Source organism: Aeromonas sp. 2HA2, assembly GCF_029237345.1.
GTDB classification, from domain to species: Bacteria; Pseudomonadota; Gammaproteobacteria; order Enterobacterales; family Aeromonadaceae; genus Aeromonas; species Aeromonas salmonicida.
The window spans coordinates 135084-156658 of the sequence record NZ_JAACGB010000003.1; the positions used below are offsets into that span (position 1 = coordinate 135084).

21 protein-coding genes are annotated in these 21575 nt (G+C 57.2%); 14 read left to right on the top strand and 7 right to left on the bottom strand.

Going from position 1 to position 21575, the window contains the following annotated elements; genetic code table 11:
* Positions 1 to 65 precede the first annotated feature (65 nt).
* The 10 genes from GWQ29_RS06930 to GWQ29_RS06975 all read left to right on the top strand — a co-directional run bounded on the left by GWQ29_RS06930 (position 66) and on the right by GWQ29_RS06975 (position 10142).
* Entirely contained in the window at positions 66 to 1109 is a 1044-nt protein-coding gene (locus GWQ29_RS06930; RefSeq protein ID WP_275908912.1) for a TIGR01620 family protein, read from the top strand.
* Between the two features lie 169 nt (positions 1110 to 1278).
* Entirely contained in the window at positions 1279 to 2073 is a 795-nt protein-coding gene (gene phhA, locus GWQ29_RS06935; protein WP_111588332.1) for a phenylalanine 4-monooxygenase, read from the top strand.
* 53 nt (positions 2074 to 2126) lie between these two features.
* Positions 2127 to 2480, top strand: a complete 354-nt coding sequence (locus GWQ29_RS06940; protein ID WP_275919068.1) for a 4a-hydroxytetrahydrobiopterin dehydratase — start codon at positions 2127 to 2129, stop codon at positions 2478 to 2480.
* Positions 2481 to 2614: 134 nt separating this feature from the next.
* Positions 2615 to 4162 (top strand): transcriptional regulator TyrR, encoded by a 1548-nt coding sequence (gene tyrR / locus GWQ29_RS06945; protein ID WP_021139596.1) that lies wholly within the window; start codon positions 2615 to 2617, stop codon positions 4160 to 4162.
* 196 nt (positions 4163 to 4358) lie between these two features.
* Entirely contained in the window at positions 4359 to 4910 is a 552-nt protein-coding gene (locus GWQ29_RS06950) for a YfiR family protein (protein ID WP_099993616.1), read from the top strand.
* On the top strand, positions 4907 to 6175 hold the full coding sequence (locus GWQ29_RS06955) for a diguanylate cyclase (protein ID WP_099993614.1): 1269 nt from the start codon (positions 4907 to 4909) through the stop codon (positions 6173 to 6175). Before GWQ29_RS06950 ends, GWQ29_RS06955 begins: the two co-directional genes overlap by 4 nt.
* Positions 6176 to 6177: 2 nt before the next feature.
* Positions 6178 to 6666: an OmpA family protein gene (locus tag GWQ29_RS06960; protein WP_021139593.1), complete on the top strand. Its 489-nt coding sequence runs from the start codon at positions 6178 to 6180 to the stop codon at positions 6664 to 6666.
* 195 nt (positions 6667 to 6861) lie between these two features.
* The gene (locus GWQ29_RS06965; RefSeq protein WP_219597406.1) at positions 6862 to 7977 is read left to right on the top strand and encodes an ATP-NAD kinase family protein; all 1116 of its coding nucleotides are present in this window, start codon (positions 6862 to 6864) and stop codon (positions 7975 to 7977) included.
* A 124-nt stretch (positions 7978 to 8101) separates the two neighbouring features.
* On the top strand, positions 8102 to 8380 hold the full coding sequence (locus GWQ29_RS06970; protein ID WP_034523848.1) for a YfcL family protein: 279 nt from the start codon (positions 8102 to 8104) through the stop codon (positions 8378 to 8380).
* Between the two features lie 97 nt (positions 8381 to 8477).
* A complete protein-coding gene (locus GWQ29_RS06975) occupies positions 8478 to 10142 on the top strand; it encodes an AMP-binding protein (RefSeq protein ID WP_275919069.1) in 1665 nt (554 codons plus the stop codon).
* Between the two features lie 78 nt (positions 10143 to 10220).
* Here the strand turns inward: GWQ29_RS06975 and cdd are convergent, their stop codons facing one another.
* The 4 genes from cdd to GWQ29_RS06995 all read right to left on the bottom strand — a co-directional run bounded on the left by cdd (position 10221) and on the right by GWQ29_RS06995 (position 12532).
* Complete coding sequence (gene cdd, locus GWQ29_RS06980) at positions 10221 to 11102, bottom strand: cytidine deaminase (RefSeq protein WP_275919070.1); 882 nt, start codon at positions 11100 to 11102, stop codon at positions 10221 to 10223.
* 188 nt (positions 11103 to 11290) lie between these two features.
* The gene (locus GWQ29_RS06985) at positions 11291 to 11977 is read right to left on the bottom strand and encodes an LrgB family protein (RefSeq protein ID WP_099993608.1); all 687 of its coding nucleotides are present in this window, start codon (positions 11975 to 11977) and stop codon (positions 11291 to 11293) included.
* Positions 11974 to 12330: a CidA/LrgA family protein gene (locus tag GWQ29_RS06990; RefSeq protein ID WP_005310798.1), complete on the bottom strand. Its 357-nt coding sequence runs from the start codon at positions 12328 to 12330 to the stop codon at positions 11974 to 11976. The genes GWQ29_RS06985 and GWQ29_RS06990 overlap by 4 nt, the downstream gene beginning before the upstream one ends.
* 7 nt (positions 12331 to 12337) lie before the next feature.
* On the bottom strand, positions 12338 to 12532 hold the full coding sequence (locus tag GWQ29_RS06995) for a hypothetical protein (RefSeq protein ID WP_125609331.1): 195 nt from the start codon (positions 12530 to 12532) through the stop codon (positions 12338 to 12340).
* Between GWQ29_RS06995 and GWQ29_RS07000 the strand changes: the two genes are divergently transcribed.
* Positions 12531 to 14240, top strand: coding sequence for a glycoside hydrolase family 36 protein (locus GWQ29_RS07000; RefSeq protein ID WP_275919071.1), 1710 nt, complete (start codon positions 12531 to 12533; stop codon positions 14238 to 14240). The two genes, GWQ29_RS06995 and GWQ29_RS07000, sit on opposite strands and share 2 nt — an antisense overlap.
* A gap of 82 nt (positions 14241 to 14322) precedes the next feature.
* Here GWQ29_RS07000 and GWQ29_RS07005 read toward each other — a convergent pair whose 3' ends face one another.
* Together GWQ29_RS07005 and sbcB are read right to left on the bottom strand one after the other, a co-directional pair.
* Complete coding sequence (locus GWQ29_RS07005) at positions 14323 to 14829, bottom strand: hypothetical protein (protein ID WP_275919072.1); 507 nt, start codon at positions 14827 to 14829, stop codon at positions 14323 to 14325.
* 152 nt (positions 14830 to 14981) lie between these two features.
* The gene (sbcB, locus tag GWQ29_RS07010) at positions 14982 to 16397 is read right to left on the bottom strand and encodes an exodeoxyribonuclease I (RefSeq protein ID WP_275919073.1); all 1416 of its coding nucleotides are present in this window, start codon (positions 16395 to 16397) and stop codon (positions 14982 to 14984) included.
* 188 nt (positions 16398 to 16585) lie between these two features.
* Between sbcB and GWQ29_RS07015 the strand changes: the two genes are divergently transcribed.
* Both GWQ29_RS07015 and GWQ29_RS07020 read left to right on the top strand, forming a co-directional pair.
* Entirely contained in the window at positions 16586 to 17785 is a 1200-nt protein-coding gene (locus tag GWQ29_RS07015; protein ID WP_275919074.1) for a site-specific integrase, read from the top strand.
* 555 nt (positions 17786 to 18340) lie between these two features.
* Entirely contained in the window at positions 18341 to 19879 is a 1539-nt protein-coding gene (locus GWQ29_RS07020; RefSeq protein ID WP_275919075.1) for an SVAGG family GlyGly-CTERM protein, read from the top strand.
* Positions 19880 to 20147: 268 nt separating this feature from the next.
* Here the strand turns inward: GWQ29_RS07020 and GWQ29_RS07025 are convergent, their stop codons facing one another.
* Positions 20148 to 20348 carry a hypothetical protein gene (locus GWQ29_RS07025; RefSeq protein ID WP_275919076.1) on the bottom strand — a complete coding sequence of 67 codons (201 nt, stop codon included), beginning with the start codon at positions 20346 to 20348 and terminating at the stop codon, positions 20148 to 20150.
* 385 nt (positions 20349 to 20733) lie between these two features.
* On the opposite strand from GWQ29_RS07025, the gene GWQ29_RS07030 reads away from it, so the two are divergent.
* Complete coding sequence (locus GWQ29_RS07030; protein WP_275919077.1) at positions 20734 to 21561, top strand: GTPase; 828 nt, start codon at positions 20734 to 20736, stop codon at positions 21559 to 21561.
* The last annotated feature ends 14 nt before the right edge of the window (positions 21562 to 21575 follow it).

Below are 21575 nucleotides of genomic sequence, written 5' to 3' on the forward strand. Positions count from 1 at the left end.
GGCTCTGTGGCAATGGATACAGATCAGGCATGGCTGCACAGCCGCGTGGAGGAACAAGCAAAAAGATGAACGATCAGACAAAACACAGGGCCGATGAGACTGCGCCATTGCAGGGCAAGGTGGTCCTCGAGCCCAGCGTGTCGGTGGCGAGCGAAGAGCGCCCGCCGGCTCCGGCCCAGCTTCTGGAAGAGGCGAGCTTCGAGCGCCTCGACGAGCTCGATGATCTCACCGACGTGGAGCCCGCCCTCACCATCAAGCCTCGTCGTCGCCATCGGCTGCTCGCCTGGGGGCTGGGAGCTGTTGGCCTGCTCTCTTTGGGGCAATATGGCGTCTTTCTCTATGACCAGTTGCTCACCACCCCGCTCTGGGGCAGCGCCTGGTTGCTGGCCTCCGGTCTGGTGGCCGTGGGTACGGCCGGCGTAGTTGGGCGCGAGTGGTTGCGGCTGCGCACACTCAAGCGGCGGCAGGATGTGCGCTCGCGCGCCGACGATCTGCTGGCCCGTCAGGGCGTCGGGCAGGGGCAGGCTTTTTGCGAGGCGCTCGCCGAGAAGAGTGGCGACAAGGGGCGCGAGGGGTACCAAAGCTGGCTGAGCCAGCTTGACGAGAGCCACAGCGATCGGGAAGTGCTGACCCTCTACAGCCAATTGGTGCTCACCGAGCGTGACAAGCTGGCCCAGGCCCGGGTGGCCAAATGGTCGGGGGAGGCCGCCGTGCTGGTGGCCCTGAGCCCCCTTGCCACCGTCGACATGATGCTGATGCTGTGGCGCAACCTGCGGATGATCGAGGACATCGCCGACGTCTATGCCATCGAGCTCGGTTATTGGAGCCGCATCCGCCTCATTCGTCAGGTGTTTCGCAACATGCTCTATGCCGGCGCCACCGAGCTGGTGACCGAGGTGGGGATGGACTTGTTGGGAGCCGAGCTTGCCGCCAAGCTCTCCGCCCGCGCCGCGCAAGGGGTGGGCGCGGGTCTGCTCACTGCCCGCCTTGGCCTGCGTACCATAGAGGCGTGCCGCCCGTTGCCCTGGTGTGGTGACGAGAAGCCCAAGCTCGGTGAGCTGCGCAAGCGGCTCATCAGTCAGCTGGCGGGGTATCTCAACAGGGGGTGACGGCCCGGGCCTCGATTGTGGTTGTCACAAATTGTTTACAAATTACGTCAGCAGCCGACCCTGGGGTCGGCTGCTTTTTTGAGGGGCAAACCGTTACAGTGATCCTGTCAGTCAACGATGAGTCGCCGATGCTTGGATGTCCGGGCGTGCGCACAGGATGGAACCGCTCATGGCAAGTCTCTACACAGCACACCAGCCAGATCCCCTGGGTCTTGTCCATTACTCGAATGAGGAGCATGGCACCTGGCAGATCCTGATCGAGCGCCAGCTCGCAGCCCTTGCTGGCAAGGCCTGCGACGACTATCTGGCGGGGCTGGAATGCCTGACGTTACCCCGTGATCGCATCCCCCAGCTGATGGATATCAATGCGGTGCTGCAACCCGCCACCGGCTGGTCGGTGGCTGCCGTGCCCGCGCTTATCTCGTTCGACCGCTTCTTTGCCCTGCTGGCCAATCGCCAGTTTCCGGTGGCTACCTTTATCCGGCGCCGGGACGAACTCGACTATTTGCAAGAGCCCGACATCTTCCACGAGATCTTCGGCCACTGCGCCATGCTGACCAATCCCGCCTTCGCCCACTTCACCCATGTCTATGGCCAGCTTGGCCTGCAGGCGAGCAAGGAGGATCGGGTCTTTCTGGCCCGGCTCTACTGGTTCACGGTGGAGTTCGGTCTGCTCAATACCCCTGCCGGGCTGAGAATTTACGGCGGCGGCATTCTCTCCTCTATCGGCGAGACCGCCTATGCCCTCGGTGGCCAGCCTGTGCTGCAACCCTTCGATCCCATAGAAGTGCTGCGCACCCCATACCGTATCGACATCATGCAGCCCACCTATTTTGTGCTGCCTGAGCTGGCGGCGCTCTACCGTTTGGCGGAGCAGGACATCATGGCCATGGTGGGGGAGGCGAGGCGCCTCGGCCTGCGCCCGCCACGCTTTGAGCCGGCGGCCGGCAAGCAGGCGAGCTGAACTCACCACGATTTTTCGTTATCTCATTCCCATTGATGAACAAGGAGAGCCCCATGTCCGAACTGGCCAGCCAGCAGTGTGAAGCGTGCCGCGCCGATGCCCCCAAGGTGAGCGAGCAGGAGCTGAGCGAATTGATGCACCTCATTCCCGACTGGCAGCCGCTGGTGGTGAAAGGAGAGCTGCAACTGAGGCGGGAATTTACTTTTCGCAACTTCAAGGAGGCGCTGGCGTTTACCAACCGTCTGGGTGAACTGGCGGAGGCCGAGTTTCATCACCCTGCGATCCTGACCGAATGGGGCAAGGTGACCGTCAGCTGGTGGACCCACAAGATAGGCGGGTTACATCGCAACGACTTTATCATGGCGGCGCGTACCGACCAGTTGTTCAGCGATCCGCTGTACAAATAAGCCTCCTCCAGTGACTCGGGCCTGCCCGGCGAAAGCGGGGCGGGCCCGCATTTTTATGGGCCAGCGCTCGCACTGGCGGGATCGAGTCTGTATTATCCGGTCATTCATAGAGTTAGCTAGGAAGTGTGTCCCGAATGCGTCTTGAAGTCAGCTGTGAAGACCGCCTGGGCCTGACCCGGGAACTGCTCGACCGTCTGGTGGAGCACAACATCGATCTGCGCGGCATCGAAATCGATACCTCAGGCATCATCTATCTCAACTTTCCCGAGCTGGAGTTTCGCGATTTTCAGCATCTGATGCCGGAGATCCGCCGCATTCCCGGCGTCTATGACGTCAAGACCATCCCCTACATGCCATCAGAGCGTGAACACCACGAGATTGAGGCCCTGCTCAAGGCGCTGCCGGATCTGGTGTTTTCTCTCGACGCCAAGGGCAAGGTGACCCAGGCCAACCAGTCTGCTCTGACGACCCTGGCCCTGCCGGTGGAAGAGATACGTGGCATGGCCCTTGGTTCTCTGGTCAAGGGGTTCTCCTTCAGCCGCTGGCTGGAGGCGAGCGAAATCAAGCCGCAGACCTGCAAGCTCAGCTTCAACGGCGAAGAGTATCTGGCGGATCTGATGCCGCTGTTCGTGGCCGAAGAGAAGGGCCGCCAGGCCCTGGCCGGCGCCGTCGTGGTGCTCAAATCTGCCCGCCGGGTCGGCATGCACTTCAGTGCCTTGCACGCGGTGGAAGTGGGGGGCTTCGAGCACCTGCAGGCCGAGAGTCAGAAGATGAAGCAGGTACTGGTAGAGGCGAGCAAGCTGGCGATGCAGGATGCGCCGCTGCTCATCGTCGGCGAGACTGGCACCGGCAAGGAGCTGCTGGCCCGCGCCTGCCACGGTGCCAGCCTGCGCTCCAGCCACCCCTTCATGGCCCTCAACTGCGCCGCCATGCCGGACAACGTGGCCGAGAGCGAACTGTTTGGTTACGCCCCCGGGGCGTTTGGCAACAACACCGAAGGCAAGCGCGGCGTGCTGGAGCTGGCCAGCGGCGGTACCCTGATGCTGGACGAGATCGGCGACATGTCTGCCCATCTGCAGACCAAGTTCCTGCGGGTGCTGCAGGACGGGGTGTTTCGCCGGGTCGGTGACGAGCAGGAGGTGAAGGTCAATGTGCGCTTCATCTGTACCACCCAGAAGCAGTTGCTGGATCTGGTGCACGACGGCAAGTTCCGGGAAGATCTCTACTATCGCCTCAACGTGTTGAGTCTGGCGCTGCCCCCTCTGCGCGAGCGCAAGGCGGACATAATGGCACTGGCCCAGCAGTTTGTTTCCCGCTTCGCCAGCGAGTTGCAACGGCCAAGACCGCGCTTTACCCGCAACATGGCCGAGTACCTGACGGCCTACCGCTGGCCCGGCAACGTGCGCCAGCTGCGCAACTGCCTCTACCGCGCCATGACCTTGCTGGAAGGGGACGAAATCGGTCCGGAGCACGTGGATCTGCCGGTGGCCGCCGATGCCATGCCGCTCATCGACGAGTGGTTCGAAGGGGGCCTGGACGAGGCGGTGAAACGCTTCGAGAGCCGGCTGCTTGAACGGCTCTATCCAGCGTTTCCTTCCACTCGTCAGCTGGCCAAGCGCCTTGGCGTGTCGCACACCGCCATCGCCAACAAATTGCGTGAATACGGGATCAGCAAGAAGTAAGCGAATGAATTCAAGTGATATATCGGGGCTCACGCCAGCGTGGGCCCTCTTCTTATAGCGACAATTACTGGCGCACCCCCTTGCTCTGTCGATGTTGCCTTGTCATGCTGCTGACAAGTTCAATACTACATTCATCCGGATCTCCCTGAACGGGCATCAGCCCTTCATCTAGACCGCATGTTCAATAAGCGCAGGCATGATGCACTTTTTTTCTCTGACCCGGTCCCTGGCGTGGTTGACGCTCCTGTTCTGCTCGCTGGCGCTGGCCCGCGAGCACCTTCCTTTGACCTCTGCCGAGCAGCGCTCAGAGCAGGTGCGCCAGACAGTGCTCGACATACTCAGCTACACTCGCTGGCCCACCGAGCCAGAGGCGTTGCGCTTATGCATCGCCGCGCCGACGGAATATGCCACAGCGCTGTTTGCCATCAAGCAGCAGGCCAATGGCCGGCCGGTCAGTGTGCGCCGTTATGATGTCGAGGATGAGATGCTGGGGCGGCAGTGCGATGTGCTCTATCTGGGAGTACTGGCGCCAGAGCGGCGCCTGCCACTGTTCCAGCGGCTGCGAGGCCATGCGATTCTCAGTATCAGCGAGCAGAGCGCCGAGTGTACCGCCGACGCCGTATTCTGCTTGCAGATAGGGTCGGAGCGCATTCGCTTTCGGGTCAATCTGGATGCCCTCGCCATGAGTGGAGTGCGGGTCCACCCCGCTGTGCTGAAGCTGGCCAGAGCGGATGAGGAGACACCATGAAGGCGTTTTTTCGCTCACAGGCGCAGCGGCTCACTTTGCGACAGAGCTTGGGACGCACCCACATGGTGACGTCCCTGACCGCTGTTTGTATGGCCGGTGTGCTGTTGACCGGTATCGCTTTGCTGGCCCTGCGTATCTATGCGGACCACAACCTGGAGCTGGTGGCGCGTGCCATCAGTTACACCAGTGAAGCGGCCGTGGTATTCCATGACGAAGAGGTCGCCAAAGAGGCGCTGCAGGCCATTGTCACCCACGAGGATGTAGCACTGGCCAGCATCCTGTTGCCCAATGGCAGACCGCTGGCAAGTTGGAGCCGGGCCATGACCACCCCCTGGTCTGGCCTTGAGCAGTATCTTGCACAGATCATCCTGCCCGGTCCCATCGAGCAGCCCATGATGCGGGGCGGCGTCGAGATAGCCCGCGTCCATCTGGTCGGCCACGGTCAGTACCTGCTGCTGTTTCTGCTGCAAACCCTGATGGCCATGCTGGTCTGCCTCATCCTCAGTGCAGTGGGGTCTATCTATGTGGCGCGCTGGATGCAAAACTCCATCACTGTGCCGCTCAAGAAGCTGGCTCAGGTGGCCCACAGCGTCAGTCGTCAACGTACCCTTGCCATGCGGGTACCCGAGGCTGACATCGCCGAGTTGCACGAACTCGGCCAGGATTTCAACTCTCTGCTCGATGAACTGGAGGCCTGGCAGGCCCACCAACGGCGGGAGAACGCCAGCCTGCTGCATCAGGCCACTCATGATGCCTTGACCGGTCTGCCCAATCGTGCTCTTTTTGAGGCTCGTCTGGATCAAGCCGTGACCACGGGCCGTTTGCAAGAGGAGCGGTTTGCGCTGCTCTACCTCGACTGTGATCGCTTCAAACAGATCAACGACACCCTGGGCCATGCCGCCGGGGATGACGTGCTGATCGCCTTGGCCAGACGGGTACAACATCAGCTTCGGCCGATGGATCTGGTATGTCGGCTGGGCGGCGACGAATTCGCCATCTTGCTGACGCCTCTGTTGCAAGAAAGCGAAGCGCAGGATGTGGTGTCCCGCATCCAGCTGGCGATGGCCGACCCCGTGGTACTGGGGGATGGTCGTCAGCTGGTGGCTGCCATCAGCATAGGCCTCGCCGTGTATCCGGATGAGGGACTCACTGCCGGTGAACTGTTGCAGCAGGCTGACAATGCCATGTACCAATCCAAACGGCTGCGTCGGGAGCTTGCACTTCATGACCAGCTGGAATTTGATGTTTCTGCTGAGGAAAAATAACAATGAAGATCACTGTCCTGATGAAAACCGGCCTGATCGGCCTGCTGTTGAGCGTGTTGGCGGGCTGTCAAAGTGCCCCTCGCGGTCTGACGGCGGAGCAGATCGGCGTACTCAAGGAGCAGGGCTTTCGCCTGACCGATGAGGGTTGGACTCTGGACTTCTCCAACCGTGTGCTGTTTGCCAACGATTCGGAAACCCTCAACCCTGACACCCGTGTCCTGGTGGAAAAGCTGGGCATGACCTTGCTGGGGGTTGGCCTGAACAAGGCGCGGATCGATGGTCACACCGATTCCAACGGACCTGAGGCTTATAACGATCAGCTCTCTTTGAAACGGGCGAAATCGGTGGCCGATGTGCTGGTGTCGGTCGGCATGCAGCCGGCCAACCTGGACATCCGTGGCCGCGGTGAACGGGATCCGGTGGCAGACAACAAGACGGCTGCCGGTCGGGCAGAGAACCGCCGCGTTGGCATCATCATCAGCAACGAATAAGCCGGTTGTGTGGATAAAAAAAGAGCGCCTGATGGCGCTCTTTTTTGTGGCTGACCCGCTTGCTGCTCGAGTTGTTCGCAGCCGTGGTGACCGCTCTTGGCAAAATGATGGAAAAGGAGGATGAGTGCTGGCCCGACATGGCTTGTCCCAGCGCCTTGAAAAGATAGAATGGCGACCGATCAGAGGGAGAAATCTATGTTTCGTTTAGGGCTCATCATTAACCCGGTTGCCGGCATTGGTGGCGCGGTTGGTCTCAAGGGCAGTGACGGCGTGGTGGCTGAAGCGCTGGCTCGGGGGGCCGTGCCCAAGGCGCAGGAGCGGGCACGACAAGCCTTGTTGCCCCTGTGCGACCTTGCTACCCCATTTGAGCTGTTGACGGTCGAGGGCGAGATGGGGGCCGATCTCGCGGCGTCTCTTCAGTTGCCTTGTCGCATCGTCTATCAGCCCGTCTCTGGTGCTACCACGGCAGCCGACACTCGCGCCGCCGCCGACTTGATGCGTGCGGCCGGCGTCGATCTCTTGCTGTTTGCCGGCGGCGATGGTACGGCGCGGGACATTTGCGCCGCTGTCGGGGAATCCTGTCATGTGCTCGGTATTCCGGCGGGCTGCAAGATCCACTCCGGTGTGTACGGCGTGACCCCCGCCGCCAGTGGTCGCGTGGCAGCCCGCATGATCGCCGGCGAATTGCTGAGTCTGGTGGATGCCGATGTGATGGACATCGACGAGGAGGCATTTCGCTTGGGCAAGGTGCGAGCCCGCCACTATGGCCAGCTGCTGGTACCGGGGGATCTGCGCTACGTGCAGGCGGTCAAGCAGGGGGGGCGGGAGTCCGAAGAGCTGGTACTGGCAGATCTCGCCGCGGGTGTGGTGGAGCAGATGGAGCCAGATACCCTCTACCTGATGGGGTCGGGCAGCACGGTCGCCGCCTGCATGGCAGAGCTAGGCCTGGAAAATACCTTGCTCGGTGTGGATCTGGTGGAAAACGGCCGGCTTATCGGGCAGGATCTGTCCGCCGCCGAGATCCTGACCCGGATCCGCGGTCGTCACTGTCGCCTAATCATTACCCTGATCGGCGGTCAGGGACATCTGTTCGGGCGCGGAAATCAGCAACTGAGTCCAGAGGTGATCCGGGCTGTCGGGCGGGACCAGATCCAGGTCCTGGCCACCAAAGCCAAGCTGGCTGCCCTCGCGGGCAGGCCGCTGCTGGTGGATACCGATGATCCGGCACTGAACCGGTCGTTAAGTGGTTATCTGCGCATAACCACGGGATACAAGGATCAGGTCATCTACCCGGTGGCCAACCCGGAATAGGACATCAAGGATGCGGCTGGCCCTTGCGCCAGAGAGCCGCGATCAACCGGATCGCGGTTCCACTCCCCCGAATTATTTTGCCGGCAATTTTTTGCCAGCCACTCTGAAAATGAGGCTGCGTTACATGACGATTCATGAATTTGAGCACAAGTTGTTGGGACTGATAGACGCCATGGTGGCCACGGCGACTGAAGATGAGCTGTTTGCGGGGGGCTATCTGCGCGGTCACATTTCGCTGGCGGTGGCGCGTGCCGAGCTGGAAGGCAAGACACTGGTGCGGGATGTAAAGAGTTATGTACTGCGTAGCCTGAACGAGGCCATCCTGGAGGGGGAGCTCTCCGAACAGGATGAAGAGCTGGTACAAGCCATGTGGCAACGTCTGCAACAACAAGCAGAAGCTTGATCGAATACACATTTCAAACAGAAGTTTGAGTTGACGCTTCCCTGAAGTTAGTGAAAGGTTAATAATAAGTTTCGCCTTTTGTTTCAGGGATTAAACTATGGCTTCCTCTTCACGTATTGCCAATAAACTGCCGCTCGAGATGCTCTACCATTGGGAGCGGCAGTGTCCTGACCGAGTCTATCTTCGTCAAACCATCAACCGCGAATACGTCGACTTTACCTGGGGTGAAGTGGCTGACGAAGCGAGGCGCATGGTGACGGCGCTGCGCCATCTGGGGCTGGAGCCCGGTGACAAGGTGGCCCTGCTCTCCAAGAACTGCGCCCAGTGGTTTATCGCCGATCTGGCCATGCAGATGGGGCAGTACGTGAGCGTGCCCATCTATCCGACCGCCAACGTCGATACCATCGAATATGTGCTGCGTCACAGCGAAGCCAAGGCGATCTTCGTCGGCAAGCTGGACGACTGGAAGAGCCAGGAGGCGGGGGTGCCAGCCTCCCTGCTGCGCATCGCAATGCCCTATGAGACCATGCCCGCCAGCCATCAGTGGGACGATCTGCTGGAGGCACACGAACCTATCCCCGACAGCCCGGTGCAGGTGCCGGATGCGCTGCTGAGCCTGGTCTACACCTCAGGCAGTACCGGCAAGCCCAAGGGTGCCATGTTGAGCGTCGAGCGTTATGCCTGGTCCTGTGAAAAGCTGGTTGAAGCGGTGGAGCTGACCGCCATCGATCGCGGCTTCTCCTATCTGCCGCTCGCCCATATCACAGAGCGGGTTTACATCTATGGCGGCAGCCTGTTCAGCGGCGCCACCATCGCTTTCCCCGAGTCGCTCGACACCTTCATTGATGACGTCAAGCGTTGCCGTCCCACCGTCTTTATCTCTGTGCCCCGGCTGTGGGCCATGTTCCGCATCAAGATCCACGAAAAGCTGCCCCAGAAGAAGCTGGAACTGTTGCTCAAGATCCCGTTTGTCTCGGGTCTCATCAAGGGCAAGTTGCAAAAAGGGCTGGGGCTGGATCAGGCGCGGGTGCTGGGTTGCGGCTCGGCGCCAGTGTCACCGGCCCTGCTGCAGTGGTACAACAGCATCGGCATCAAGATAACCGAAGCCTGGGGCATGACGGAGAACCACGCTTTTTCCACCCTCAACTACCCCTTCCGCGCCGACAAGATAGGCACGGTCGGCAAGGCGGGGCCCGGGGTGACCATCAAGATTTCCGATGAGGGGGAGATCCTCTGTCGCTGTGACGGCATGATGCTGGGATACTACAAGGATCCCGAACACAGCAGCGAAGCCATCGATGCCGATGGCTGGCTCCACACTGGCGACATGGGCAAGTTGGACAGAGAGGGCTACCTCACCATCACAGGCCGCATGAAGGATGTGTTCAAAACCGCCAAGGGCAAGTATGTGGCACCTGTGCCCATTGAAGGCTTGCTGGGACAGGAGCCCATCATAGAGCAGCTGTGCGTGATTGGTTACGGCATGCCCCAGCCCATTGCGCTGGTGCAGCTGGCCGAGAGCGCCATGAAGGGTAACCGGGAAACCATCAATGCCCAGCTGGAGGCGGCGCGCAACCGGGTCAATGATCAACTGGAATCTCACGCCAGAATTCGCGGCATCCTGGTGGTGAAGACGCCCTGGAACATTGAAAATGGTGTACTTACCCCAACCATGAAGATCAAGCGCCACCTGCTGGAGCAAAAATACGCGGACATCGGCGAGCAGTGGTCCTCCTACCAGAGCATCATCTGGGAATCCTGACGGACTGACGTGACTCCGCGATCAACAGCAACAACAAGGGGAGCCAATGGCTCCCCTTGTTGTTGGGCGCGATTTACCTTAGACGGCCTGGTATTCCAGCTCGACCGAGCCCAGCGCCTTGAGGGTGGACTGGGCGGAATCCCGCTGGCTGATCTGGCCGTTTTTGCTCTCCAGCAGCACGGCGCGACGGATGCTGGCGAGATCTTCGCCGCACAGCACAGCGTGGGCGCAGGCCATCTGCATCGGCGGCAGGCTGGGATTGAACGCCGCGTTTTCAGCGTAGCGACCACAGAAGAGGCGGCCATCGGAAAACAGCAGCGCCACGGCGGCATAGCCCTGACTGTAGGGAGCGTAGCTTTGACGGGCAGCGGCCAGCGCTGCTCGCCAGATCGGATCCTCGCTCTCGAGCACCAGCTCGTCATGGGCTTGCGGGCTCATCAGGGCATCGGTGATGTCGAGATCGGCCGGGCCAAAGGAGTGGGGCAGGAAGGATTGCAGCGCGCTCAAGTCGTCAGGCAGGGAGACTTGCAGCGTCTTGGCTGTGCTCAGCTCGTTCATGAACTGGCGGCAATGGCCACAGGGGGTGTAGTTGACCGTGATCTCGCTGATCCCTGTCTCACCGCCCAACCAGGCGTTGGAGATGGCGGATTGTTCCGCATGGACCGAGTGGAACAACCCTTGTCCGGCAAATTCCATGTTGGCGCCGAAATACCAGGTGCCGCTCAGGCCGCAGGCGATGGCGCCGACAAAAAATTTGGAGATAGGCGCCACCGAGCAGGCGGCGGCCAGTGGCAGCAGCGCCAGACGCAGGGCGCGATCTTCCAGCCCTGTGGCGGCTTTCAGGGTCGCCACCTGCTGTGGCGTGAAACTGGCCTGGAAATCGTTGTCCAGCATGGGCAGCAGCGCCGCTTTGAGCGGGGCGGACAGGGTATCGAGTGGCTTGGCAAAACGGGGATGCATAGTGTGTCCTCAAAGGCCAATTGGGGGGCCATTGTAGGGAGCAAGCTCGGCAAAATGTGTGAGCGCGCTCACGCCCTGACGGGCAAAAGGAGGAGGAGGATAAAGGAAACGTTTGTCTTGCGCAAATTGTGCGTCAGCTCGCACAGTGGCGGGCCAACAGGCCCGCAGCGCCAGTAAATGGGTGACCCTCAGGTCAACCAGTGATAAAGAGCAAACAGCAGGGGGGCGACGGCGGCGGTGAGGATGCCGCACACCACCATGGCCAGCGACGAGAAGGCGCCCTGGGTAATGCCCTTCTCGGCAGAGGTGGCGGTACCGATGGCGTGGGCACAGGCCCCCATGGCGAGTCCCTGGGCTTCGGGATCTGTGACCCGCATCAGCGTGAGCAGCGGGTATCCGATGAGGGCGCCTACAATCCCGACCACCACCACCACGGCCGCCGCTATGGCAGGTATACCGCCGATGGACTGGCTGACGCTCATGGCAAGCGGGGTTGTGATGGACTTGGTGGCGAGCGATGCCAGCAACGCCGGGTCGGCGCCCATAAAATGACCGACAACCAGAGTAGTGCAGACTGAGATCAAGACGGAGGCAAGAGTACAGACCAGGATGGGCTTGAGCCTGGCCTGGATCTGGCGGGCCTGCTGATACAGCGGCAGTGCCAGTGCCACCACGGCGGGTTCCAGCAGGGCCGTGATGGGGAGGGTGCCACTCTCGTACTGCTCAAGGGGCAGATCCAGCCAGAGCAGCAGGCCTATGATGACGGCGGTGGGCACCAGCACGGGATTGATGATGGGCCAGGGCAGGCGGCGATAGAGGGCCCGGGTGGCAAAATAGAGTGCCAGGGTCAGGGGAATGGCAAGCCAGAAGATCATTTGTTCATCCTCTGGTACAGGCGCCCGACAGTGCCCAGGATCAAGACTATCCCGAGCACTATGCAGAGCATGATGAGACCGAAGGACTGGCGCAGGGGCTCAAGCCAGGCGACCAGGCCAACGGCCACCGGCACGAACAGGACGCCCATATGCCGCAGCAGCAGGCCGGCACCGAGCTCGACCCAGTGCAGCTTCACCAGCTGCAAGGAGAGCAGCACGAACAGCAGCAGCATGCCGATGATGCTGCCGGGGAAGGCAAAAGGCAGTATGGCGGCCAGGGTTTTACCCACCAGCAGGCAGGCGACTATGACCATGAAGTCGCGAAGGTAGAGCAAGGCACGTTGCGCAATCACCTGAGCCTCAACTTGGAAACTGTGAATGAATGGGCAGTTTACCAGAGAGGCAGGGGCGCGGCATTAAAACAATAACAGCTGAAATCAGTTCGATGATGGCTGATTTCATTGAAGATTCTTTGATAGCAGATCTTTCTGAACCATGGATTTTCAAGACCATGGCGTGCTGAACACATATTTCCCAATTACAAGGAGTAGCCATGACATCCCTCTTGTCCCGCGTGCGCCAACTGGCGGCCGATAGTGATCTGCCCCCTCAGTTGTTGCAGACCCGTCAGTGGGACGGGTCCTTGTGCCGTATCCGGCTCGACAACACGGGCAGTGACGATGCCCGGGTCGCTCGCTGGGTACTGTTTGATGGCAAGCTCGGCCTCCCGCTCGACACCCCTCTCTATGGCGAAGGGTTCCAGATGCTGGCCCAGACCATGGGCAGCTGGCAATCCCCGCAACCGGTTGGCCGTTGCCCCGATTCAAGCGTCTATCGCATCACGGACGATGATGGCTATCACACAGTTCATAACCTGTTGCTGGTGGAGCATGACAATGGCTGGCTGCTGCTCGCCTTTGCCAGTTGTCACCGCTTTGGGGGCGAGTTTCGCCTCTATCCGGATGGCCGCTTGCAGATCCTGATGAACTGCGAAGATCGCCTGTTGTCTGCCGGTCAGCACTGGCAAAGCGAGGCGCTGATCTGCCTGGAAGGGGCTGACAGGGAGGCGCTGTTGGCCGAACTGGCGGAGCGGATCGCCGCCGAACACGGCTCGCTGATCGGTCAGGTGGGCGAGCGCCCCAATGGCTGGTGCTCCTGGTATCACTATTATGCGGACGTCAGCGCCGATGACATTCGCGAGAATCTGGCGGTGCGTGCCGAGCGTTTCCCGGCCCTGCGCTACGTGCAGATCGATGATGGCTATCAGGCCAAAATGGGGGACTGGCTTACTCCTTCGCCCAAGTTCGAGCAAGGGGTGGCTGCGCTGGCGGCCGAGATCCACGCCGCCGGATGCGAGCCCGCACTCTGGGTTGCCCCCTTTATTGCCGAGCCAGGTTCACAGGTGTTTCAGGATCATCCCGACTGGTTCGTGAAGGGGGAAGATGGCCTGCCGCTGCCCTCCGAGCGAGTCACCTATGGTGGCTGGCGCTGCACCCCCTGGTACGTACTCGATGGCACCCACCCCGAGGTGCAGGCTCACCTCGAGGGCGTGTTCCGCACCCTGCGCGAGCAGTGGGGCATTCACTACTTCAAGCTGGATGCCAACTTCTGGGGCGCCATCCACGGCGGCCGCTTCCACGACACCTCCGCCACCCGGGTGGAAGCCTATCGTCGTGGGATGGCGGCTATCTTGCGCGGGGCGGGTGAGGGGGCTTTCCTGCTTGGCTGCAACGCGCCAATCTGGCCGAGCCTGGGACTGGTACACGGCATGCGGGTGAGCGACGACGTGGAGCGCAATGGCCACCGTTTTCGCCAGATCGCCCGCGAGGTCTTCTGCCGTGCCTGGCAGAACGACAGACTATGGGCGCTCGATCCTGACTGCATCTGCCTGCGGGATCTGCCGAGTCAGCAGGCCAGCCCTGTGGATTACAGCTTCCATCTGGCGGCGCTGGTTGCAAGCGGCGGCATGATGCTGGCAGGAGACAGACTGCAAGCGCTTGATGGTGAGCAAGGGGGGCAACTGCAAAAGCTGCTGGCCTTGTGTGCAGTCCGAGCCCCGTCTGCCCGTTTCGAGTCGATGGAGTTTGTCTGCGGCGCAGTGGTGTTGCCTGAAGGGGGTAGCCTGCTTTGCCTGTTCAACTGGGAAGCGCAACCCCAGGAGTGCCTGTTGCCGGAAGGTGGGCAGGATTTCTGGGACGAGGGCGCCATCGGTACCTTGCTTACTCTGCAAGGGGGCGAGGGGCGGGTGATCCGCTACCTCTGATCCTTTTCTGCCATAAACCTTCAGGCTCCCATCGGGAGCCTGAATTGTTGGTAAATCCTGTCAATATGCTGACCGCGTGAGGTCAGTAACGCCACTCGAAGCCGATGGCGTAGTTGGCGGCGCCATAGCCGGGGATCTCGTTGCTGGAGAGCAGCGCCTTGAAAGTGAGCCGGGCGCTGAGCGGGATACCGAGCCCCAGGCCGATGGCAACCTCATCATTGGGGTTGCCAATCACATCGGCCCGGATCATGCGATAGAGCGACAGATCCTTGCTCATGTGCACATAGCTTTGTGAACTTTGGTTATAGAGCTGACCAAAAACCTCCAGCTGGAAACCGGCCTGGGGGGTAATGGCCAGCGGTACCCCCACAAAGTTGTAGAGATCGGAGCGGTTGAAATAGCTGTTGGTGATCTGGGGGGTGAAGTCGGTCTGCTGGTAGAGGTGGTTGAAGTTGCTTTCGATCAGTTGATAGGTTTGCTGCGGCAACCGCAACAGGTACTCGGGGACATCAAAACGTACTGCCGCCATGCTGACCGATGGCAGCAGGGAGCAGACGAACAAACCGAAACCGGGCAATCCTGAGCGCATCAGATGAAGCATCTCCAAGGGTCGATAGCCAAACACAGTCAATGCAATGTTAGTGCACAAATAGTTGAAATTTCGGGAGTCTTTACTCCCCTGCCCATTATGAATGGGGTGAGGGGAGCATACAGTCATTTAACTGTGAAACCGATCACATCTCATAGATCTTCGAGGTAGCGATAGAGACTCTTGAGAATCGCAAAGTTCCGTTCGTTCCCCTGATTCTGTTCTGCCAGTGCCTCGAGACGAGGGGCATAGTCCGGCAGGCGGCGGCTGAAATAGTCGCTGCAGTGCAGACGCCAGCGTTTTTGCTCCGCCTCGCTCAGGGTGTGGGGCCAGTTGCGAGCGCGGTAGCGAAACAGCATCTCTGGCAGCCGCGCATCTGTGAAGGCAAACTCACGCTCACCCAGCAGGTCGGCCGGGGTGGTGCGTACCAGATCCATGGTGGATTTGTCGCCGTGGCCGAAGAAACCGGCGTAGAGCTGGGTATCGGGGTCCGGGTCATTGCTGCCCGCGAACTCCTGATTGAACACCTCCACCAGTTTTTCCCGCACCTCGGGGTGAGCGCGCAACAGGTTCAGGCTCTTGCGGCACTGCTCCCGATCGATGGTGAGCTCATCGGCACGTTCCGGTGTCAGGGTGGCGGCTGGCGCCAGCACAGGGCACTTGTTGATGTGCACCAGTTTCACCGGAATGGCGGCCAGATCTCCCAGCTCGTCCTTGCGGGTATAGAGCCGCTCGCGGATCTCCTCGCTGGAAAGCTCGATGAGCGGGGTCGGGTCGCGGGTCAAATCCACCATGATCACCGCATTCTGGTTGGTGGGGTGCCAGGCGAGTGGCGATACCCAGCTCACGCACCCCTGCCAGGGGGAGAACATGCCGGAGACGTGGACCAGCGGCTTCATGGTCACCACATCGATGAGCGCCTTGACCTTGTTCTTGTTGCGCAGGGCAAACAGGTACTCAAACAGCTTGGGCTGGGCTTTTTTCACCAGCTTGGTCATCTCTATGGTGGCCAGCACGTCCGAGAGCGCATCGTGGGCATTGGCGTGGGATACACCGTTGGCTACCGTGAGCTTTTCGAGACGAAAACTTGGTTTGCCCTCTTCATCAAAGGCCCATTCGATCCCCTCCGGGCGCAGGGCATAGCAGGCCCGCAGCATGTCGAGGATATCCCAGCGGGAGTTGCCGTTTTGCCAGGCGTAGGCGTAAGGGTCATAGAAGTTGCGATAGAGGGTGTAACGGGTCACTTCATCATCGAAACGGATGCTGTTGTAGCCCAGCACGCAGGTATTCGGTGTAGCGAACTGCTCGTGGATCTGGCGAATGAAATCCGCCTCGCACAGTCCGTCTTTCATCGCCTTTTGCGGCGTGATGCCAGTGATGAGGCACGCCTCCGGATCCGGCAGATAATCCGCCGGCGGCTTGCAATAGATGACCAGTGGTTCGCCGATGATGTTGAAATCTGCATCGGTGCGAATACCGGCAAACTGCGACGGCCTGTCCTTCGCCGGACTGATCCCGAAGGTCTCGTAATCGTGGAAATAGAAAGTAGGATTTGTCTGCTGGCTCATTTCGTGGTTCTGAATTGTGTTTATATGCTTGAAAAACAAGTCGTTATACGGTGCGTCATCTCAGATTGTCTCACTTTGTCCGATCTTGATTCAGTCCGTTTCAGACCAGTTTGGTACGTATCTGCGTACAGGTCAGGACGCGTTAATGTGTCAGTGAAAAATCAGATGACCAATCACAGGAGAGTCATATGCCACTTACTGATGCGAAGCTACGGGCCCTCTATGGTAAGCCCTACTTTGGCAAGACGGAATTGTCAGATCGTGATGGATTGTCAGCTCGGGTCACCGAGCGTGGCACCATTTCATGGCAATATCGCTATCGCTGGCAAGGAAAGGCGGCGAGACTCAAAATTGGACGCTATCCCGACCTTAAACTCGCTGATGCCAGGGCATTGATCCCTGCTATCCGTGGTGCACTGGAGCGTAACGAACACCCCAGAGTTTTCTGGGATAAGCTCCACCAGAAGCATAATGTCACACTTAAACAGTGCTGCGAGCATTTTCGTGAGCACCATCTGCCGAAGCTGCGGCCCCGTACGGTCATGCTCTATGAGCATACCATGCAGCGCTATTTCGAACCTCTGTTTATTGGTATTCCGGTGGAACAGATCCCGTTTTCCAGCTGGCTGGAGTGGTTTGATAAAATTGGCAAGAAAAAGCCCAAAAATGCGGGTCATTTATTGCGCAGATTAAAGTCCATTCTTAGCTTTTGTATTCGACGTAATCTCATTGGCGGCTCCCCTGTGTTGCAATTACGCACCGAAGACGTGGGCTCTCAACCTGAGAGAGGCACTCGCGTACTGACCATGCGTGAACTCGCTCAGATTTGGATTGCATTTGAACAGAGTAGGGCCAGCCGCGGATTAAAATTGGCCGCCAAACTGGTGATCCTGCTTGGCTGTCGCAGTGGTGAGGCATTGGGTGCGCAGTGGAGTGAGTTCAATATGGAGGAGCAAATTTGGACGGTTCCCGCTTCTCGTGCCAAAAGTGGGGCGCCAATACGTCGACCTATTCCTACCCGGGTGATGCTCTTGCTTCAAGAAGCGGCGGCGAAATCTCGGCTCAAGGGCGGCCCTGTATGTCGCTCACCGGTGAATCCAAAGATGCCATTAAGTAGTGCATCTCTCATCCAGCTAGCAGAGCGGGTGAGAGATAAACTGGATCTGCCGTATTGGCGTATGCATGACATGCGTCGGACGCTGAGTACGCGTTTATCGGAAGAACGCGTCATGCCACAGGTAACCGAGAAAATGCTTGGCCACCGAATGGCGGGTGTGATGGCTATTTACAATCTTCATGATTGGACTAATGAGCAACGTGAGGCATATGAGTTATGGGATAAAAAATTAATGGAAGCTGTAAAATCCTTGCAGGAACTCAGAATATAACCGAACCATAAAATTATATAATTCATCATCTAAGATGAGTGCTTTTCACTTGATATCCAGCTATTTACCGCAGTGGTAGAATAAAATCCTTTATTGAGAGGTGGTGGGAATTTGTTTTCTTTAATCCATCTGTACAGCGTCGATCTAGATATGCCAAGTATTTTTAATAGTGTTTTGGTTTTTATTAGTGCTGGTTCATTGTTGTTCATATATCCTCCTGTTTTTTTAGGAGGTTAAACATGATTGGTACATGTGTCAATTTGCCATATTTTTAGACGGCTTGCTTTTATGATATAGAAAAACAAGTCGTCATGTTCATACTACGAAAATCAATTTAATAATTGTTTTTGTGTATTATAAAAGCAATGAAAATGGCTATGGAACAATTTGGCTTATGGTTATGACATGTAAATTTCAATAACAATTTTGGCTCGTTTTAGCTCTCAATGGTTGGGTATAGAGTGTGTTCGTGTTGTTAAGTCAAAGGGGGGCTCTATTCATTATTGGTAAAGTTGTAAAAGTGATTGAATAGGTTAGCCACGAGGGGGTAATAAAGTGGGCGTTAAGCTGAGAATTAATAAAGTTTTTGTGTTTTATGGGATTGTGAATTCGTTCACAAATCATGATGTTTTTTTAAAACATCATGTCACGCATTGCAAGCTGGATTCGTTAGAGTATTGCTTGCGGTTTCATATGGTTATACTAGTTCCGGAGAAACTATTGATGTCAAAGCTACTCCTTATGGCTGCAACCTTGGTTGCAAGCAATGCGGTGATGGCCACTACGGTTATTGATGTAAACGTATTGGTTCCTAAATCCATCGTTGATCAAGATGGTGCCGAAAAAGTGTTTAACACCATTCACCAGCGCGTAGCGGCTATGGACGAGTATTACACCAGTCAGCGCACCGGCATCGTCAAAAATGGCAATCCTGAGAACCTGCATTTCGAGGTGAAGCAGATCCTCGTTATGAGCGATACCGTCCTGAACCTGACGTGTAAAACAGGCTACTCAGCCGCGGTTGTTCTGCTCAACGAAAAGGTTATCGGTGTTCGTAGCTCTTATGGCCCGAACTTCGGCATCATGCCGCCTCCGCTGTGGGACGGTGTATGCACCAACGAGCAGGACATTCAAGACCTGACCTTCGCTGCGCACAGCTCTGGTGCCGACATGTGGATTTCCACCAAGGGCGGCACTGATGGCAAGTTTGATGGGATGGCTACTTCCGGCGCTGATTTTATGGTAAGTCGTTATGACACTACCGCTGATACCTACGCACATGAAGCCTTCCACCTGTTCGGCGCAGAAGATCTTTACAACCGTAAAAATGCGGAAGGATTCTGCGACCAAGGAGGCATCTGGGCGGGTCGTCTGATGTGTGGTTACGGTGATCTGACCAAGAACAACATGTTCGGTGGCAGTCCTTCCGCCATTGAGCAAGGGGATATTTACCCTTACGGCCCAAGCGAGAAGTATTTGCTCCAAAACTTCTACAACAACCCTGACAGCCCTGATGCCGCTCGCCTGTTGACGATGCCTGATGGTAACCTCCGTGCTTACTACGGATGGACAAAAGGCACTGGTGCAGGCGTCATGCCGAGTGCAGACGTTGCTGGCCGCACTTTCACAATGAAAGTAGACAGCACTACCCTGACCAATGCGAAGCCGTATATCGACGTTACCATCACTGCCTCCGGTACTGATGCAGCAGGCAAGCGCCTCTCTGTTGAACTGTATAGTGAATCAGGTAGCGCTGTAGTGGGTCAGCACTACAACGATGGTATCTCGCAACTGGTGCGCTTTGACCCGACTACTGGACAGACTGCACTGGATGCTACGGGCAATCCGACCTACACAGTGCGCGTGGCTGCTCGTGACCTGGCGTTCGTTGGTGCCAAGAGCTTCACCCTCGGCCTGCGTAGCGGTACTGGCGGTAACGTGATTACCCAGCCAATCGTTATCACTGTGCAAGGTGCCAAGACTGACGATGGTCGCAACGATGGTGGCGACAACGGTGGCGGTGGTTCGACAGGCCCGATCTCACTGCTGACTTTGGTTATCTGCGGTTTGGTTCGCCGGCTTAAAATGAGTTGATAAGCCTTGTACCAATACCTTTTTTCATCATTATGGCAAGGTGGCCAAGCTGCGTTGGCATGGTGAGTCGCCAAAGCACCCAGATGTTATGAGTGTTGCCGGGAATCATTACGGGAGTCCCCAAAATACGAATTCCGATTAAACGATTTAATAAAATGCGCAGTCGCGGATGTTATTACAGTCAAGGCTCCCGCCACGCCGGGAGCCTTTCTTATTTCTATCTCTCCTTGCCGGATGTGCCGAGAAGCCGGACATCATGGCGCCAGGGTTAACTTGGTCGCATTTGTAGGTCTGCACTCTTGAGCTTGAAGGTACAGCCTTGCTGGATGAGCTCCTCCCGGTTGGCCAGCACCAGCGGGTAGAGCAGGGGATGTTGTTGGTGTTCGCCGTTATAGCTCACTTGCATCCGCTCCAATGCGTAATGTACCAAGGGGATCCGTTGGCTGATCAATAGTTGGTTCCCGGTCATTGCATAGTCGCTGGCGATGATGGCTTGCTGCCCTTGACTAAGGTTTGGATTGGGAACGACTGCCGCAGTTACTTGGGTATTCTACTCTAGATCCGGAGCCTGTAGTGGGCGATCGTCTGGTTTGCGCTGACTTCTGCCTGAAAATGTGACATGTGGTTTTATACACTGATTCCGAAAGGAGCCTTTTGGTGTAGTATTATTCCACTCGAAACCAGCCATGAGTACTGGTTTGGAATGTAGGGCTTTCTATCCTTTTGATGGGGAGCGGCACAACAGATGTATATGAAATACACGAATGCTGAAATAGTTCTTGATATGGGTGTAAGTTACTAGGGAAATAATATTTGTTTCATAAGGCTAGGTCTTAATAAATTGGGGTTTAAATATGAAAGAAGAACAACTGCAGGTGTTGTTTAGTAGAGCAAACAATCTGTTGCAACAAGAGCTCGGTGGAAGTAAGCCAACAATTGCTGCTTGGGGATTGATGAATGCGGGTAAGAGTTACTTGCTTAATATGCTTACTGACCATATTCAGACTGAGTGCTTCCGAACTCGTGATGTGCGTGAAACTGCAGAGCTCAAACAGTTTGAGACCGAACAATATATTTTTCTTGATACTCCAGGGCTGGATGCGAACCAAGAAGATGATTTTGTGGCACAACAAGGTGCTGCCAAGGCTGATATTGTCTTGTTTGTTCATCAGCCACAGGGTGAGCTGGAGAAAATAGAGATGGATTTTTTACGCGCTCTAAAAGAGTCCTTTGGTGAGTATGCCGAACAGAATATCATCATTATTCTCAGCAAAATAGACTGTGAGGATAGAGAAAAGATCAATACTATTGAAAAACGTATATTGGAACAGTGCCAACAAGATCTTGGTTTTCAGCCTGATTTTTTCAAAATATCCGGAACTCGTTTCCATAAAGGGGTGCAGAAAAAAGAAGATAATTTGGTTCGTGCTAGCCATATAGATGATTTGAAAGTACATCTAAATAGTATCAGGGGTGATTATTCGGCGGTGAAGGTTAGTCGCCAGCGTCAAGCTTTAGATGACATCATCACCGAAATAGAGCAATGTGAGTTGGCATTCCGACAAACTATAGTTGCGACCAAAAAAACATTGGCGAAAGAATTTGACGCATTTAACAATGCGTTAACCACCCTTGATGTGGCATTAGAAAATACTCGAAACTACTACCGCTCAATTAATTAACAATTAAGGAGATA

What these genes read in the sequence shown, in the direction of transcription:
- GWQ29_RS07000 (WP_275919071.1), top strand. Translation starts at nt 12,531, where the DNA reads ATGACATCCCTCTTGTCCCGCGTGCGCCAACTGGCGGCCGATAGTGAT.
- sbcB (WP_275919073.1), bottom strand. Translation starts at nt 16,397, where the DNA reads ATGAGCCAGCAGACAAATCCTACTTTCTATTTCCACGATTACGAGACC.
- GWQ29_RS06960 (WP_021139593.1), top strand. Translation starts at nt 6,178, where the DNA reads ATGAAGATCACTGTCCTGATGAAAACCGGCCTGATCGGCCTGCTGTTG.
- GWQ29_RS06930 (WP_275908912.1), top strand. Translation starts at nt 66, where the DNA reads ATGAACGATCAGACAAAACACAGGGCCGATGAGACTGCGCCATTGCAG.
- GWQ29_RS07015 (WP_275919074.1), top strand. Translation starts at nt 16,586, where the DNA reads ATGCCACTTACTGATGCGAAGCTACGGGCCCTCTATGGTAAGCCCTAC.
- GWQ29_RS07005 (WP_275919072.1), bottom strand. Translation starts at nt 14,829, where the DNA reads ATGCGCTCAGGATTGCCCGGTTTCGGTTTGTTCGTCTGCTCCCTGCTG.
- phhA (WP_111588332.1), top strand. Translation starts at nt 1,279, where the DNA reads ATGGCAAGTCTCTACACAGCACACCAGCCAGATCCCCTGGGTCTTGTC.
- GWQ29_RS06955 (WP_099993614.1), top strand. Translation starts at nt 4,907, where the DNA reads ATGAAGGCGTTTTTTCGCTCACAGGCGCAGCGGCTCACTTTGCGACAG.
- GWQ29_RS07030 (WP_275919077.1), top strand. Translation starts at nt 20,734, where the DNA reads ATGAAAGAAGAACAACTGCAGGTGTTGTTTAGTAGAGCAAACAATCTG.
- GWQ29_RS06970 (WP_034523848.1), top strand. Translation starts at nt 8,102, where the DNA reads ATGACGATTCATGAATTTGAGCACAAGTTGTTGGGACTGATAGACGCC.
- GWQ29_RS06975 (WP_275919069.1), top strand. Translation starts at nt 8,478, where the DNA reads ATGGCTTCCTCTTCACGTATTGCCAATAAACTGCCGCTCGAGATGCTC.
- cdd (WP_275919070.1), bottom strand. Translation starts at nt 11,102, where the DNA reads ATGCATCCCCGTTTTGCCAAGCCACTCGATACCCTGTCCGCCCCGCTC.
- GWQ29_RS06965 (WP_219597406.1), top strand. Translation starts at nt 6,862, where the DNA reads ATGTTTCGTTTAGGGCTCATCATTAACCCGGTTGCCGGCATTGGTGGC.
- GWQ29_RS06985 (WP_099993608.1), bottom strand. Translation starts at nt 11,977, where the DNA reads ATGATCTTCTGGCTTGCCATTCCCCTGACCCTGGCACTCTATTTTGCC.
- GWQ29_RS07025 (WP_275919076.1), bottom strand. Translation starts at nt 20,348, where the DNA reads ATGACCGGGAACCAACTATTGATCAGCCAACGGATCCCCTTGGTACAT.
- tyrR (WP_021139596.1), top strand. Translation starts at nt 2,615, where the DNA reads ATGCGTCTTGAAGTCAGCTGTGAAGACCGCCTGGGCCTGACCCGGGAA.
- GWQ29_RS06940 (WP_275919068.1), top strand. Translation starts at nt 2,127, where the DNA reads ATGTCCGAACTGGCCAGCCAGCAGTGTGAAGCGTGCCGCGCCGATGCC.
- GWQ29_RS06950 (WP_099993616.1), top strand. Translation starts at nt 4,359, where the DNA reads ATGATGCACTTTTTTTCTCTGACCCGGTCCCTGGCGTGGTTGACGCTC.
- GWQ29_RS06995 (WP_125609331.1), bottom strand. Translation starts at nt 12,532, where the DNA reads ATGGCTACTCCTTGTAATTGGGAAATATGTGTTCAGCACGCCATGGTC.